Below are 13,918 nucleotides of genomic sequence, written 5' to 3' on the forward strand. Positions count from 1 at the left end.
GATGCCCGCGCGGTGCGTTGTGCACAGCGGGCATCGCCGGCTCCGCTCGTCTGGGAGAATGAGACAGTGAACACGGCACTCGCTCCGACGCGCACCCTGCGCATCGGCAACATCGAACTCGACGCCCCCGTCGTGCTCGCGCCCATGGCCGGCATCACGAACACCGCGTTCCGCCGCCTGTGCCGCGAGTACGGCGCCGGACTGTACGTCAGCGAGATGATCACGACGCGCGCCCTCGTGGAGCGCAACGAGACGACGATGCGGCTCATCCGGCACCACGAGTCCGAGACGCCCCGCTCGATCCAGCTGTACGGCGTCGACCCGGCCACCGTCGAGGCGGCTGTGCGTCTGATCGTCGACGAGGACCACGCCGACCACATCGACCTCAACTTCGGCTGCCCCGTCCCGAAGGTGACCCGCCGCGGCGGCGGCTCCGCCCTGCCGTGGAAGACTGCGCTGTTCCGCGAGATCGTGGAGCGCGCCGTCCGCGCCGCCGGAGACAAGCCGCTGACGATCAAGATGCGCAAGGGCATCGACGCCGACCACCTCACCTACCTCGAGGCCGGACGCATCGCGGAAGGCGCCGGGGTGGCATCCATCGCCCTCCACGCCCGCACGGCCTCGGAGTTCTACTCCGGTCAGGCCGACTGGAGCGCGATCACGAAGCTGAAAGAGACGGTCACGAGCGTGCCCGTGCTGGGCAACGGCGACATCTGGTCCGCGGACGACGCGGTGCGCATGATGGACGAGACCGGATGCGACGGCGTCGTCGTCGGACGCGGATGCCTCGGACGCCCGTGGCTGTTCGGCGATTTGGCCCGTGCGCTCGGCGGTCCCGCTGCCGCCGCGGGGGAGCCGGTGGACGCCACGCTGGGCTTCGTCGCCCAGGCGTTCCGCCGCCACGCGGAGCTGCTCGTCGAGTTTTTCGAGGACGAGGGCCGCGGCTGCCGCGACATCCGCAAGCACGTCGCCTGGTACTTCAAGGGCTATCCCGTCGGCGGCGACCTGCGGGCGAGCCTCGCGACGGCCTCCACGCTCGCCGAGATCGACGAGCTGCTCGCCACGATGGACCTCGCCGCGCCCTACCCGGGTGCGGCGGCCGAGGGGCAGCGGGGACGTGCAGGCACCCCCAAGCGGCCGGCGCTGCCCGACGGCTGGCTGGACTCCCGCGAGATCGGCGACGCCGCCGGACGTGCGCTGGCCGACGCCGAGCTGGACCACAGCGGTGGCTGACGCGGTGTCGGTCGCGGCGCGCCCGGACGGCTATGTCGAGGCCGACGGCGCCCGGTTCCACACCGAGCTCCACCGTTCGCAGCGCGACGACTTCGCGCGGGACCGCGCCCGTGTGCTGCACTCCGCCGCCCTGCGTCGCCTCGCCGCCAAGACCCAGGTTCTCAGCCCCGCGAGCCCGGCCGACTTCGCCCGTAACCGCCTGACGCACTCGCTCGAGGTCGCCCAGGTCGGCCGCGAGCTGGCGACGGCTCTGCGCCTCTCGCCCGACGTCGTCGACACCGCATGCCTGAGCCACGACCTCGGCCACCCGCCGTTCGGCCACAACGGCGAGCGGGCGCTGAACGACTGGGCCGAGGACATCGGCGGGTTCGAGGGCAACGCCCAGACCCTGCGGATCCTCACGCGGCTCGAGCCGAAGGTCTTCGGCCCGGCGGGGGAGTCCTACGGCCTCAACCTCACCCGGGCGAGCCTGGATGCCGCCTGCAAGTACCCGTGGACCGTCGACGAGCCGGTCCCCGACCCGGGCGGCCGCCTGAAGTTCGGCGTCTACCCCGACGACGAGCCGGTCTTCCACTGGATGCGGGACGCGGCGCCGCCGCGCGTGCGCTGCATCGAGGCGGAGGTCATGGACCTCTCCGACGACATCGCCTACTCGGTCCACGACTTCGAGGACGCCGTCGTCAACCGGTACCTGGATCCCGCGATCCTCTCGGCCCCGGGGGAGCGCGAGTCGCTGCTCACGGCGATCCAGACCTGGGTGGGCTTCGACTTCTCGCGCGACGAGCTCGCCGACGGTCTCGAGCGTCTGCTCCTCGTCCCCGAGTGGATCGGCTCCTTCGACGGCACCCGGCCCGCGCTCGCCCGTCTCAAGAACCTCACCTCCGACCTCATCGGGCGCTTCGCCCGCGCGGCCACCGCCGAGACCCGCGCGTCCTACCCGGTCGCCGACCTGACCCGCTACCGGGCCCACGTCGTCGTCCCGCGCTCGGTCGAGGCCGAGATGGCGGTCCTCAAGGGCATCATCGGCGCGACCGTCGTCTCCATCGACGGCCGCAAGGTGCTGTACCGCGAGCAGCGACGGGTCCTCAAGCGCCTGGCATCCGCCCTCTGGGACGAGCCGGCCGCCCTCGACGCCCTGCACGCGGAGGACTTCGCCGCCGCCGGCGACGACACCGCCCGGCGCCGGGTCGTGGTCGACCAGGTCGCCAGCCTCACCGACCAGCTCGCGATCGCCTGGCACGGCCGGCTGGTCGGAGAGGTGGATGCCGCCGAGCTCGGCGTCTGGGCCCCCGGCGCACGCCCGCCGCGGGGAGCGGATGCCTGATGCCCCGCATCCGGCAGTCGGACGTCGAGGAGGTCAAGACGCGGGTCAACATCGCGGACGTCATCGGTGAGCGCGTCGCCTTGAAGCCCGCCGGCGTCGGATCGATGAAGGGCCTGTGCCCCTTCCACGACGAACGCAGCCCGAGCTTTCACGTCCGACCCCAGGTCGGGTACTACCACTGCTTCGGCTGCGGCGAGTCCGGCGACGTGTACTCGTTCCTGCGGGCGATGGACCATGTCTCGTTCACCGAGGCCGTCGAGCGCATGGCCGGCCGGGTGGGCTACACGCTGCACTACGAGGACGGGGGAGCGGCCCCCGAGACGACCGGACGCTCCCGCCTCTACGCCGCCAACGCGGCCGCGGCGGAGTACTACCGCAGCCGGTTGCTCACCCCCGAGGCCGACGCGGCGCGGCGGTTCCTCGGCGATCGCGGCTTCGACGCCGGCGCCGCGGCGCACTTCGGCGTCGGCTACGCGCCGAAGGGCTGGTCGTCGCTGCTGGACCACCTGACCGCCCAGAAGTTCTCCCGCGACGAGCTCGTGCAGGCGGGACTGGTCTCGCAGGGGCAGCGTGGGGTGTACGACCGCTTCCGCGGCCGCCTGGTCTGGCCCATCCGCGATGTGACCGGCCAGGTGATCGGCTTCGGCGCCCGCAAGCTCTACGACGACGACCAGGGGCCGAAGTACCTCAACACCCCCGAGACGCCGATCTACAAGAAGGCGCAGGTGCTCTACGGGCTCGATCTCGCCAAGCGCGACATCTCGCGGTCCCACCGCGTGGTCGTGGTCGAGGGGTACACCGACGTGATGGCGTGCCACCTGGCGGGCATCACCACGGCGATCGCCTCCTGCGGCACCGCCTTCGGCAGCGACCACATCTCCGTCCTGCGCCGCGTCATGGGCGACGACAGCGCGTCCGGCGAGGTGGTCTTCACCTTCGATCCGGATGCCGCCGGCCAGAAGGCCGCCCTCCGCGCCTTCGCGGACGAGAAGCGCTTCGCCGCGCAGACATACGTCGCCGTGGCTCCCGAGGGACTGGACCCGTGCGATCTCCGCCTGCAGCGCGGTGACGGCGCGGTGCGCGCCCTCATGGACACGAAGGCGCCGATGTTCGAGTTCGTCATCGACCAGCGGCTGAAGGACTTCGACCTCTCCAGCGTCGAGGGGCGGGCGGGCGCTCTCCGGGCCGCAGCTCCCATCGTCGCCGACATCCGCGACCCGTCGCTCCGGCCCGGGTACGTCCGCGTCCTCGCCCGCCGTCTCGGCCTGGACATCCCCGAGGTCCAGTCCGCGGTCGAGCGCGCCGCACGCGGCGCCGACCGGGTGGAGGCGCGGGAGAAGGGCCGCACGGCGGGCTCCGAGCCCGAGCGCGCTCCCTTGGCCGCGTCCGTGACGCTGTCATCGCTACCGAACACCCGCGACGTGGCCCTCGAACGCGGCGCGATGATGGCGTTCCTCCAGTACGGGCACCGCATCGAGCCGGACCTGTTCCTGCGCGCGCTGCAGACGCCGTTCGGCCATCCCGCGCTCGAGGCGGTGCGCAGCGCCCTCGCCGCCACCGACCTGTCTCAGCCCGGCTGGGCCGTCGCCGCCGTCGAGGCCGTCCGCGAGCCGTTCCGCTCCCTCGGCGCCGAGCTGCTCACCGCCGAGTTCCCCGCCCGCACCGAGGAGGGCGCCGTCGCCTCGGCGAACGACCTCGCGCGCGGACTGCTCGTGCGCGAGCTGCAACGCGAGAAGGACGAGCTGCTCCGCGGCATCCAGCGGGTCCCCGCCGATTCCGACGAGGGCCGCCGTCTGCGCTACCGACTGCGTGAGCTCGACGCCGACCGTCAGCGTCTCGCCGACGCCTGAGCCGCCCCCGCGCAGCGCGTCGCGGGCCGAGACGGCACGCCGTAGTGGCGTCGGCGCGCGCCGTCCGGGAGGATGAGGGCTATGCCCCGGCCCCTGGACACCGACGTCGCCCTGCACGCCGACGACCTCTCGCTCGCCCGCGGGGGAGTGCGCGTCGTCGACGGGGTGAGTTTGAAGGTGGATGCCGGCGCCTCTCTCGTCGTGATGGGGCCGACCGGCGCGGGTAAGTCCTCCCTCGCGGCCGTCCTGGCGGGAGGGACGGACACGGGGATCACGATCGTCGGCGGAGATGCCCGCGTCCACGGGATCTCCGCCCGGCACCCCGGCCGCCGTCGCCGCCAGTGGGTCTTCCACACCGGATATCTGCCTCAGGGTGCCGGCGCCGCCCTGCCGTCCCGGCTCACCGTGTCGGACGTCATCGCCGAGCCCATCACCAGCCGCGACCGGCGGGTCAACCCGCGCGCCCTCTCCGTCCGCGTCGCCACGCTGCTCGACGAGATGCAGCTGCCGCTCGGGACGGCCCCGAAGTACCCGTACGAGCTGAGCGCGGGGATGCGGCAGCGCGTCGCGCTGGCCCGTGCGCTCGTCCTGGAGCCGCGGCTGCTCATCGCCGACGACCTCTACGCCAACCTCGACGTCGAGGTCCGCGCCGCCGTCCGCACGGCGCTGCGACGTCGACGCGACGAGAACGGCATGGCATCCCTCGTCGTCACGAACGACGCCGACGCCCCCCGGGACCTGGATGCCGACGTGCTCGTCCTGCGTGCGGGCCATGCCGTCGCGTTCGGTCCGCGCGCGGAGGGACTCGTGTGGACGCCGGGCGGCACGCCCGAGCGGCGCATTTCCGCCACCTGATTTTTTCGCGGGCGTCCGATCCTGTTAGTATCGTGGGGTTGCCCGCCGCAAGGTGCGCATGATCCTCGGTAGCTCAATTGGCAGAGCAATCGGCTGTTAACCGATAGGTTCTTGGTTCGAGTCCAAGCCGGGGAGCGAGAGACCCGCGTCCATCTAACGCGGCTCTCACCTTAGGCCCGGGCTTCCACCCCGGGCCTTACTTCTTCTCCGGCGACCGCGGAAGACCGGCTCCCGGCTGTGGCCGATGCGGCGTGCTCGCACCGCCCCTGCCGATCGCATCGCGCGGCACGCGAGGCTTGGTCAGCGCCGACGCGACTTGTGCTCGAGGAACGTGCAGAGCTCGGCCACCGCGACGAACTCGTCGGCGAGTCGGACGAGCGCGTCGCTCGTCAGCTCGGTCGCCTGCGGCTGCGCCTCGATGGTCACGACCCAGCGATCGCTGCCGTCCGGCTGCTCGAGGAGGACCGACGTCCGCGCGTCGCCGAGCTGCGTGACGACGACGGCGCCGTCCCGGCCGTCGGCCTCGTCCGGCGTCGCGACCCGCGCCGCAGCCCCTTCGGGCATCAGCTCGGCGTACTCCTCGAGCCAGTCCTCGAGCATCGGTCGACTCCGGAACATGGGATCCTCCGTCCGCTCTGCTTCCCCTCAACCTAACAATCGTGAGCGTCCTGAGGCGATACAGACCCGCACCGCCTAGCCATCTGCCCCATGCGGGCCCTGCGGTCCTCTTCGCCGACTCCCGGACGCGGGTATCACCCGGACGCGGCCCTGCTCCGTGGCATCCCTCCGTCGTCTCCGCCACCCCGGCGGATACCGGACCCCGGCCTGACAGGGTGGGGGAATGGATGCCGCCACCCCGCACGACATCGACCTCGACGCTCTCCGGACCACGGTCCTCGACGACCGTCGGGGCGACGTGGACGACAGCATTCCGCAGCTGGCCGACGCAGACCCCGGTCTGTGCGGAATCGCGCTCGCCCTGCCCGACGGGGAGGTCAGGGCGTCGGCGCAGGCGGACGTGGCGTTCAGCATCCAGTCCGCGGTCAAGCCGTTCCTGTTCGCGCTGGCTCTCGTCGACACCGACGGGGAGGCGCTCGGACGCGTGGGCATCGAGCCGACGGGGGAGTCGTTCGACGCGATCAAGCTCGAGAGCGGGACCGGCCGCCCGCCGAATCCCATGGTCAACGCCGGCGCCCTGCTCACGGCCTCGCTCGTCACCGGCGGCGACGTCGCCGCACGGCAGGAGCGGATCGCCCGCGGGCTGGCGGGATTCGCCGGCGCCCCCCTCGACGTCGACGAGGACGTCGCCCACAACGAGCACCTCCTCGGCGACCGCAACCATGCACTCGCCCACCTCATGCGCGCGGAGGGGACGATGTCGGTCTCCGCGGACGACGCCGTCGCCGTCTACGCCCGCGCCTGCGCGACGCTCGTCGACGCGCGGATGCTCGCGGTGATGGGGGCCACGCTCGCCCTCGGCGGACGGAACCCCCTGACCGGGGAGCAGGTGGTCCCCGCCGCGGTCGCCCGGGACGTCGTGTCCGTCATGGCGACCTGCGGCGTCTACGACGGCTCGGGCCGGTGGATGCGCGCGGTCGGCGTACCCGCCAAGTCCAGCGTCTCCGGCGCGATCGTGCTGTCCGCGCCGAGGCGGCTCGGGGCGGCCGTCGTCAGCCCGCCGCTGGACGCGCAGGGCACGAGCGTGCGGGGCCACGAGGTGAGCCGCGCACTCAGCGAGGACCTCGGCCTGCACAGCTTCGCCGCCGAGGGCTGATGTCGGCGGCCGCCCGTACGCTCCCCGCATGGCCGAGAGAGTGCAGGCGTGGTGGGCGCGCCGTCAGTGGTCCAAGCAGGTCGAGGTGCCGTACGAGATCGGCACCTACCGGGACGCCTGGGCGTCCTTTCCCGCGCTGGTCCGTCAGTATCACCCCGAGCTCAACGCCGGCATCACCCTGACCCAGATCCCGCCCGCCGCGGATGTGCTGCTGCTGTGGGAGTGCGACGCCGGCCACCACTTCGTCGCGACGCCGAGCGAGCAGCGCACGCGCCCGGGGCGGGAGCGGCGACGCAGCGCGTGGTGCCCCGATTGCACGCTGCTGGCGGCTCCGCCCCGCATCCGGCCGGCGGCGGAGCCGGGCACCCCGGTGCCGCCGCGACGCGTGCGTCCGACGCCGGCCCTCTGCCGCAAGACGCCCCCTCTTCCGCCGGGCAGTCCCTTCGTCTCGACCTGCGCGCCCACGCCCGCGTCCGCGGTCGAGGCGCGCATGCGGGCCGATCTGTCCGCGCGGTTCTCCTTCGACATCGCGGCGAACGCCGTGACGGTAGCGCGCCCGTTCTTCCAGCACACCGAGGTGTGGCCCGACATCGTCATCGCCGACCTGCGCGTGGCGATCGAGTTCGACAGCACCGGCCGGCACGGTCTCGAGCACGTGGGCGATCGCGAGGCGTCCGACCGCCGCAAGGACCGGGCACTACGGGGCGCGGGCTGGGAGGTGGTGCGGGTGCGGACGGGCAACCTGACCGCGCTCGGCCCTCTCGACGTGGAGGCGTCCGGCTGGAACCGCGCGACCCTGGACCGCGTGGATGCCGCGCTCGTCGCGGCGCGCGGAGCGCTCCTGGTCGACGCGTACCGGCGCTGACCGGTCAGGCGTCGATGTCGTCGACGCCCGGCATCCAGGAGGCGCCGGGCTTGCCCCACTTGCGCTTGCGCGCGATCTTCGCCACCACGCGGCTGTCCTCCTCGTCGAGCCGGTCGACGTAGAGGACGCCATCGAGGTGGTCGAACTCGTGCTGGACGATGCGGGCGCGCCACCCCGACACCTCGATCCGCACCGGTTCGCCGTCCAGGTCGGTACCTGTCAGGAGGGCCGTCTCAGACCGGCGCAGGGGGAACCGCTCGCCAGGGAACGACAGGCACCCCTCCGACTCCTCGTCGGGGTCGGGATAGCCGGGCTCCAACGGGCGGATCCACAGCTGCGGGTTGATGACGACGCCGCGCCACGGCTGCCCGTCGTCGTCCTCGTACGTGTAGGTGAAGATCCGCAGACCGACCCCGACCTGGGGCGCGGCGAGACCGACGCCGGGAGCGGCATCCATCGTCTCGAACATGTCGGCGACGAGCGTGCGGATGTCGTCGGTGATCTCGTCGACGGGGGAGGCGGGGGCGTGCAGCACGGGGTCGCCCATGATGCGGATCGGGAGTACGGCCACGTCTCCAGCCTATCCAGCGGACCTGCGGCTAGTGTCGGAGGGTGCTCCCGCTCGACGTCTCTCTGACCGACGGAATCGACGAGCTCGTCGGCATCTTCCGCGACCCGCGCATCCTGCTCGGGATCCCGCTGGCCCTGCTCGGGGCCGTGCTGATGTCCTTCGGTGCCCAGTACCAGCACCGCGGCGTGCAGAAGGTCGAGCGCCTCTCCGGCAAGACCACCGGCGGGCTCTCCCGTTCGCAGCTGAAGAAGCTGCTCACCCGCCCGTCCTGGGTGGCCGGGGCGATCATGCTCGGCCTCGCCGTCGTCTTCCAGCTCGCCGCGCTGTCCGTGGCGCCGCTGATCCTCGTGCAGCCGCTGGGGGCCATCGCCCTCGTGATCACCACGATCCTCAACGCGCGCGTCACGCATCACAAGCCGAACCGCCGGTCGCTCGTGGCGATCGCGGCCTGCGTGGGCGGCATCTTCATCTTCGTCACCATCGCGGCGTTCTTCGCCACGGAGCACGAGGTGACGGACGCTGCTCTGACGACCATCCTCAGCATCCTCGCCGCGGTCGTCGTCGTCTTCGGCGTCGTGTGGATCCTGCTCCGCCGCCGGGCGCCCGCGCTGTTCTACATCATGGCCGCCGGCGTGATCTACGGCTTCGTCGCGACGCTGACGAAGGTCGTCATCAGCCGCATCCAGACCGGCGACTTCGGCTGGCTGTCGCTGATCTGCGCGGTGGCGCTCATCGCGGCCGCCCTCGTCGGCGGGTACTTCGTCCAGACGGCCTACTCGGCCGGCCCGCCCGATCTCGTCATCGCGGGTCTGACCGTGATCGACCCGATCGTCGCCGTGCTCATCGGTCTGACGGTGCTCGGGGAGGCATCCACCGCTCCCGCCTGGGCCCTCATCGGATTCGCCGTCGCCGGGGCCATCGCCACATGGGGCGTGATCCAGCTGACGCGGCATCACCCGCAGATCACCGCCGACGGCAAGGTCGCACCCCCGCGGGTGAAGTGACGCCCGCCCCGCAGGCGCGGCGCGTCGAGCGGAAGGTGTCGTGACGGTAGGCTCGTCGTCGCTGGGGGCGGTGGCCAAGCTGGTCAAGGCAGCGGGCTCATAACCCGACGATCGTGGGTTCAAGTCCCACCCGCCCTACTCACTCCTCCGCGGAGGGCCTGATGCTCGGCGCGGACGCGGCCGAGGTCACACGTTCGGCTCGAGCGCACACGTTCGCGCTGCTCTCGAGCGTGTGTTCTCGGCGGGATCGTGTGATCTCGGGGGAGTACCCGCGGCGGCCGTGCGCCGCTCAGCCGCGGCGGCCCGCCGCCCCCCGACGTTGCGGCCAGCTTCGAAGGGATGCGCGCGCTCACACAATCTCGTGCTGCTGTGAGCCCCCGATCAGCCCTCCCGTGTAGATTCGGAAGCTCCCGAGGCGGGGGCCTCTCCAACGGACCTCCGTAGGCGCCTCACGGAAGAAGGGGCGACGATGAACACGCGACGCATCGCGCTTCCCGCCGTGACCGCGATGGCCGCGCTGGTGCTGAGCGGATGCAGTGGCGAGGTGTACGAGTCGGCCCCGACCGACACCGTCTACTGCGTCGACGCCGACAACACGATCGTCGACGAGGCGCAGTGCGACGACGTCGACCCCACCGCCTCTCCGAGCCCGAACGGCGGGGGCGGTGGCGGGAGCGGCCTCCTCGCCTGGTTCCTCATCGGGCGCTATGCCGGCGGACTGCAGCCGGGCACCACCCTCGACCCGTCGCTGTCGACCTCGCGGGTCCCTGCCGGGGACGCCTCCGCCCGACGCGCGGCGGGACTGGCGGAGACGGGCCGCGTCTCGAACGGCATCTCCGCGTCGACGGGCAAGCCCGCGGGCATCGGGCGCGGGGCCGGCTCGGACGGCAAGCCGGGCGGCTTCGGCAACGGCAACGGCACGGGCGGCTGAGGTGCAGCGACGACTGATCGCCCCTCGTCCCGACTACCTGCAGCGCGTTCAGAAGGCCGGTCTTGTCTACACCCACGACGACCCCCGCAGCGACCACCCGGAGCTCTACCGGTACTGGCGCGACGACGCCTACTACGAGTTCCGGCAGGCGGACGTCGAGGAGTTGCAGCGCGCCGCCTCCGCCGTGTTCGGCATGCTCGAACAGGCGGGCGACTGGCTGCTGTCTCCCGCCGGCGCCTGGTACCTCCGGCGGTTCGAGATCCCGCCGCGGGCGATGCGCGCGGTCGTCGACAGCTGGAACGAGCAACCCGCCTGGGGGTCGGTCTACGGACGCTTCGACTTCCGCTTCGGGGGAGTGGACCACCCGGACGCGGCGATGCGGACCCCCCGGCTCTACGAGTTCAACGCCGACACCCCCACCTCGCTGGTGGAGTCCCTCGTGCAGTGGGACTGGTTCGAGGACAACCGCGACCGTTTCGTGCGGGAGACCCCGGATGCCACCCAGTGGACGAACATGTACGAGGACCTGATCGCCGCATGGCGGCGCAACCTCGCCCTCCTCTCGGCGAAGCTCGGCTTCGAGCCCGTCGTCTACTTCGCCTGCAGCAACGCGGACCCGTCGCACGAGGACGAGATGAACACCCTCGTCCTCCGCGACACCTGCGAGCAGGCGGGCTTCGCGACCGAGACGATCTTCGTCGAGAACCTGTGGCTGGGCGGAGACGACCGGTTCTACGCGGGGCAGGGCGGGGCCCACATCGACGTCCTGTTCAAGCTGTACCCGTGGGAGCATCTCGCCCGAGAGGCCAACGCCGACGCGATCTTCCTCGACATCGAGTCGATCGGATACGGCGGCCGCCCGTACGCCGGGGGCACGGTCTGGATCGAGCCGCCCTACAAGATGCTCTGGAGCACCAAGGCGATCCTCCCCGTCCTGTGGCACCTGTTCGGCCGCACCGAGGACGGGCGACGGTACCTCCTGCCCGCGTGGTTCGACGGCGACGAGCCGTTCGGCGTCCGCCGCACCGGCTTCGTCCGCAAGCCGATCCTCGCGCGCGAGGGGGCGGACATCGTCCTCACCCGTCCGAGCGGGACGACGGTCCGCGGCGAGGTGCAGGGATACGGCGCAGAGGGCTTCGTCGTCCAGGAGCTCGCGGAACCGCCCGTCTTCCACCGCCGCGAGGAGGGTGTCGACGTGAGCACGGTCGTCGGCGTCTGGATGATCGACGGCGAGCCCTCGGGGCTGTGCGTCCGGGAGAGCCGCGGACCGATCACGGACAACTTCGCGAACTTCCTCCCGCACGTCGTCGCGGGCTGACCGGCGCACCTCCCCGGCGGTTCATCGGAGGGCGGGATGCCACCGCGGTGGCATCCATGGTCCGTCAGACCCCCGCCGCTCCCACGGGCACCGCGGTGAGGAGCTCGTCGCGGACGAGGGCCGCGCCCGCCGCGAGGGCGCTCATCTTCTCGAGGGCGACCCGCCGGGGGAGCGGGGCCATGCCGCAGTTCGAGCTGGCGATGAGCTTGTCCGGATCGACGAACTCGAGGGCGCGACGCAGCGTGCCCGCCACCTCCTCCGGCGTCTCCACGCGTTCGTCGGCGACGTCGACCGCCCCGATCATGACCTTCTTGCCACGGAGGAGCTTCACGAGGTCGATCGGCACGTGCGACCCGTGGCTCTCGAGCGAGACGCCGTCGATGCGCGAGCGCTGCAGCAGCGGGAAGGACTCCTCGTACTGCCGCCACTCATCGCCGAGGGTCGCCTTCCAGTCGTTGTTCGCCTTGATGCCGTAGCCGTAGCAGATGTGCACGATGGTCTCGGCGCGCAGGCCCTCGGCCGCGCGCTCGAGCGCGGCGACGCCCCAGTCCTTCATCTCGTCGAAGAACACGTTGAAGGCCGGCTCGTCGAACTGGATGACGTCCACCCCGGCCGCCTCGAGCTCGCGCGCCTCCTGGTTGAGGATCGTCGCGAACTCCCAGGCCAGCTTCTCGCGACTGCCGTAGTGGTGGTCGGAGAGGGTGTCGATCATCGTCATGGGTCCGGGGAGCGCCCACTTGATTGGCCGATCGGTCTGCGCGCGGAGGAAGGCGGCATCCTGGACGAAGACCGGCTGACGACGGCTGACCGCTCCGACGACGGTCGGTACGCTCGCGTCGTACCGGTCGCGGATGCGCACCGTCTCGCGGTTCTCGAAGTCGACGCCGTCGAGATGCTCGATGAACGTCGTCACGAAGTGCTGGCGGGTCTGCTCGCCGTCGCTGACGATGTCGATGCCGCGCCGCTCCTGCTCCTGGACGGCGGCGCGCAGTGCGTCGTGCTTGCCCTCGACGAGGACGTCGCCCTCGAGCTCCCACGGCGCCCAGAGGATCTCGGGCCGGGCCAGCCAGGCCGGCTTGGGGAGGCTGCCGACCAGGGCGGTGGGCAGGATCGCCGCGGTCATCGGAGCACCGCCCCGAAGTCCGCCGACCACTCCTCGAGCGCGCGGCGGTGCGGGGTGACGAAGTGCTCCTCGGCGAAGCGGCCCTGGGTCACCGCGAGACGGCTCCGCTCCTCGCGGTCGTACTCGATGCCGGTGCGGACGAAGTCCGCGGCATCCAGGCTCGGACGGTAGACCTCGCCGGCCGGGGCGATGGCGTTGTAGATCTCCGGACGGTAGATCTTCTGGAACGTCTCCATCGTGGCGACGGTGCCGATCAGCTGCAGGTCGGCGAGGTCGTCCAGCGCGTCCCCGCGGTGGTAGAACGCCAGCGGTGCGACGCTGCCGCGCGGCATGAAGTAGCGCGCCCGGAGGCCCATCTTGGCGAAGTAGTCGTCGGTGAGGGACGTCGCATCCTGGGCGTACTCGTGGCCCAGGACCGGGTGCACGACCCCCGTGCGACGGTAGGTGCGGCTCGTGGAGACGCTGATGCAGATGACCAGCGACTCGGGGAACCGCTCCCGGTACGCGGCCGAGTCCACGAAGTGCTGGAAGAGCTTGCCGTGCAGGTCGCCGAAGTCCTCCGGCACGGTGAACGTCGCCGCGTCGGCGTTGGCCGCGGGGAGGACGACGCTGAAGTCGTAGTCGCGGAGGTACGACGAGAAGTTGTTGCCGACGATCCCGTGGTGACGGATGCCGGTGACCGTGTCCACGATGTGCACGTCGAGCACCTCGATGACGGGGATGTGCTCGTCGTCGGCGCTGTCGGCGAAGCGCAGCTCCACCGAGACGATGTCGAGCTCGAGGCGGTAGCGGTCCCGCTCGGCGTCGTCCCGAACGGCCAGGTCGTGGAACCGCCGGTGCATCATCTCCAGAGCGCTCCGCAGGTTGCGCTGTCGTCCGTCGCCGCGCGCGAGGTTGGCGAAGTTCGTCGTGACGCGCGAGTTCTCGGCGGGGGCGTAGTCCTCGTCGAAACGGGTGGTGCGGATGCTGAACGTGATGTCGTTCGCCATGGGATGCCATTCGCTGGAGGTTCCGCGTCGGTCACGCGGCGGTCGGTAACTTCATGGTGCTCCCGTGTCCCGGTCATCGGG

General features: G+C 71.6%; 13 protein-coding genes and 2 tRNA genes. 11 read left to right on the forward strand and 4 right to left on the reverse strand.

Annotation, left to right across the window (positions count from 1 at the left end):
* Positions 1-66 precede the first annotated feature (66 nt).
* The 5 genes from dusB to ACO03V_RS07710 all read left to right on the forward strand — a co-directional run bounded on the left by dusB (position 67) and on the right by ACO03V_RS07710 (position 5,397).
* The gene (gene dusB, locus ACO03V_RS07690) at positions 67-1,233 is read left to right on the forward strand and encodes a tRNA dihydrouridine synthase DusB (RefSeq protein WP_423137194.1); all 1,167 of its coding nucleotides are present in this window, start codon (positions 67-69) and stop codon (positions 1,231-1,233) included.
* On the forward strand, positions 1,226-2,557 hold the full coding sequence (locus tag ACO03V_RS07695) for a deoxyguanosinetriphosphate triphosphohydrolase (RefSeq protein WP_367726749.1): 1,332 nt from the start codon (positions 1,226-1,228) through the stop codon (positions 2,555-2,557). Before dusB ends, ACO03V_RS07695 begins: the two co-directional genes overlap by 8 nt.
* Positions 2,557-4,407 (forward strand): DNA primase, encoded by a 1,851-nt coding sequence (gene dnaG, locus ACO03V_RS07700; protein ID WP_423137195.1) that lies wholly within the window; start codon positions 2,557-2,559, stop codon positions 4,405-4,407. The genes ACO03V_RS07695 and dnaG overlap by 1 nt, the downstream gene beginning before the upstream one ends.
* An 81-nt stretch (positions 4,408-4,488) precedes the next feature.
* Positions 4,489-5,262 (forward strand): ATP-binding cassette domain-containing protein, encoded by a 774-nt coding sequence (locus ACO03V_RS07705; protein ID WP_423137196.1) that lies wholly within the window; start codon positions 4,489-4,491, stop codon positions 5,260-5,262.
* Positions 5,263-5,324: 62 nt separating this feature from the next.
* A tRNA-Asn gene (locus tag ACO03V_RS07710) sits at positions 5,325-5,397 on the forward strand.
* Positions 5,398-5,562: 165 nt separating this feature from the next.
* Here ACO03V_RS07710 and ACO03V_RS07715 read toward each other — a convergent pair.
* Positions 5,563-5,880 (reverse strand): hypothetical protein, encoded by a 318-nt coding sequence (locus tag ACO03V_RS07715; protein WP_367726752.1) that lies wholly within the window; start codon positions 5,878-5,880, stop codon positions 5,563-5,565.
* 223 nt (positions 5,881-6,103) lie between these two features.
* On the opposite strand from ACO03V_RS07715, the gene glsA reads away from it, so the two are divergent.
* Together glsA and ACO03V_RS07725 are read left to right on the forward strand one after the other, a co-directional pair.
* Positions 6,104-7,036 (forward strand): glutaminase A, encoded by a 933-nt coding sequence (gene glsA / locus ACO03V_RS07720; protein ID WP_367726753.1) that lies wholly within the window; start codon positions 6,104-6,106, stop codon positions 7,034-7,036.
* 28 nt (positions 7,037-7,064) lie between these two features.
* Positions 7,065-7,901 (forward strand): zinc-ribbon domain-containing protein, encoded by an 837-nt coding sequence (locus ACO03V_RS07725; RefSeq protein ID WP_367726754.1) that lies wholly within the window; start codon positions 7,065-7,067, stop codon positions 7,899-7,901.
* Between the two features lie 4 nt (positions 7,902-7,905).
* Here ACO03V_RS07725 and def read toward each other — a convergent pair whose 3' ends face one another.
* Positions 7,906-8,472 carry a peptide deformylase gene (gene def / locus ACO03V_RS07730; RefSeq protein ID WP_423137197.1) on the reverse strand — a complete coding sequence of 189 codons (567 nt, stop codon included), beginning with the start codon at positions 8,470-8,472 and terminating at the stop codon, positions 7,906-7,908.
* A 41-nt stretch (positions 8,473-8,513) separates the two neighbouring features.
* Here def and ACO03V_RS07735 point away from each other — a divergent pair, with 41 nt between their 5' ends.
* The 4 genes from ACO03V_RS07735 (at position 8,514) to ACO03V_RS07750 (ending at position 11,725) form a co-directional block, all read left to right on the forward strand.
* On the forward strand, positions 8,514-9,476 hold the full coding sequence (locus tag ACO03V_RS07735; RefSeq protein ID WP_367726756.1) for a DMT family transporter: 963 nt from the start codon (positions 8,514-8,516) through the stop codon (positions 9,474-9,476).
* Positions 9,477-9,540: 64 nt separating this feature from the next.
* A tRNA-Ile gene (locus ACO03V_RS07740) sits at positions 9,541-9,614 on the forward strand.
* Positions 9,615-9,945: 331 nt separating this feature from the next.
* A complete protein-coding gene (locus ACO03V_RS07745; RefSeq protein ID WP_367726757.1) occupies positions 9,946-10,407 on the forward strand; it encodes a hypothetical protein in 462 nt (153 codons plus the stop codon).
* 1 nt (position 10,408) lies between these two features.
* The gene (locus ACO03V_RS07750; protein ID WP_423137198.1) at positions 10,409-11,725 is read left to right on the forward strand and encodes a glutathionylspermidine synthase family protein; all 1,317 of its coding nucleotides are present in this window, start codon (positions 10,409-10,411) and stop codon (positions 11,723-11,725) included.
* Positions 11,726-11,789: 64 nt separating this feature from the next.
* Here the strand turns inward: ACO03V_RS07750 and ACO03V_RS07755 are convergent, their stop codons facing one another.
* Together ACO03V_RS07755 and ACO03V_RS07760 are read right to left on the reverse strand one after the other, a co-directional pair.
* On the reverse strand, positions 11,790-12,848 hold the full coding sequence (locus ACO03V_RS07755; protein WP_423137199.1) for a methionine synthase: 1,059 nt from the start codon (positions 12,846-12,848) through the stop codon (positions 11,790-11,792).
* On the reverse strand, positions 12,845-13,837 hold the full coding sequence (locus ACO03V_RS07760; protein ID WP_423137200.1) for a putative oxygenase MesX: 993 nt from the start codon (positions 13,835-13,837) through the stop codon (positions 12,845-12,847). Before ACO03V_RS07760 ends, ACO03V_RS07755 begins: the two co-directional genes overlap by 4 nt.
* Positions 13,838-13,918 lie beyond the last annotated feature (81 nt).

This window comes from Microbacterium sp. HMH0099 (genome assembly GCF_049384025.1).
Taxonomy (GTDB): Bacteria; Actinomycetota; Actinomycetes; order Actinomycetales; family Microbacteriaceae; genus Microbacterium.